Source organism: Streptomyces cinnamoneus (genome assembly GCF_014650495.1).
Taxonomy (GTDB): domain Bacteria; phylum Actinomycetota; class Actinomycetes; order Streptomycetales; family Streptomycetaceae; genus Streptomyces; species Streptomyces cinnamoneus.
Window position 1 is genome coordinate 1 of record NZ_BMVB01000082.1, and the last position, 779, is coordinate 779.

Here is a 779-nt window from a genome sequence, read left to right on the forward strand (position 1 = left end):
TGTCGCCGACCGTCATGCGCGGGTTCAGCGAGGTGTACGGGTCCTGGAAGACCATCTGGATGTTGCGGCGCACGGCCTTCAGAGCACGCCCGGACAGCTTGGTGATGTCCTGGCCCTTGTAGAAGACCTCGCCCGAGGTGGCCGTCTCCAGGGTCATCAGCAGCTTGGCGACCGTGGACTTGCCACAGCCGGACTCGCCGACGATGCCCAGCGTCTCGCCCTGGTAGAGGTCGAAGGAGACGCCGTCGACGGCCTTGACGGCGCCGATCTGCTTCTTGAAGAGGATGCCCTGCGTCAGCGGGAAGTGCTTGACGAGGTTGCGGACCTGCAGGATCGGCTCGCCGCGCTCGACCGGGGCGTCGAGGACGGCCTCGACCTCGGCGGTCGTGCTGGCGTCGCTGACCTCCACGTCGGTGACGTTGGGCGTCGCCTCGGCCATGGCCTCGTCCTTCTTGCCGGTCTCAGCCATGGATCGTCTCCTTCCAGTTGTGGCACGCGCTGCCGCGGCCGTCGAGCTCCGCACCGTCCCGCTCGGTCACCTGGTGCAGGACGGGGATGTCCGTGCGGCAGATGTCCTGCGCCTTGGGGCAGCGGGGGTTGAAGGCGCAGCCGGCCGGGATGCGCAGCAGGTTGGGCGGCAGCCCCTTGATCGCGTAGAGCTCCTGGCCCTTCTGGTCCAGGCGCGGGATCGAGTCCAGCAGACCCCGGGTGTAGGGGTGGGCCGGGCGCTTGTAGAGCTCGTGGACGGGTGCGGTCTCCACGATCCGTCCGGCGTACAT

At 68.3% G+C, this 779-nt stretch carries 2 protein-coding genes; both read right to left on the minus strand.

The features are described from left to right. Positions 1 to 469 (minus strand): ATP-binding cassette domain-containing protein (locus IE182_RS31555; protein WP_190113422.1); only part of this gene is annotated, 469 nt, incomplete at its 3' end. Continuing rightward, positions 462 to 779 (minus strand): oligopeptide/dipeptide ABC transporter ATP-binding protein (locus tag IE182_RS31560; protein WP_373303658.1); only part of this gene is annotated, 318 nt, incomplete at its 5' end. The genes IE182_RS31560 and IE182_RS31555, both read right to left, overlap by 8 nt.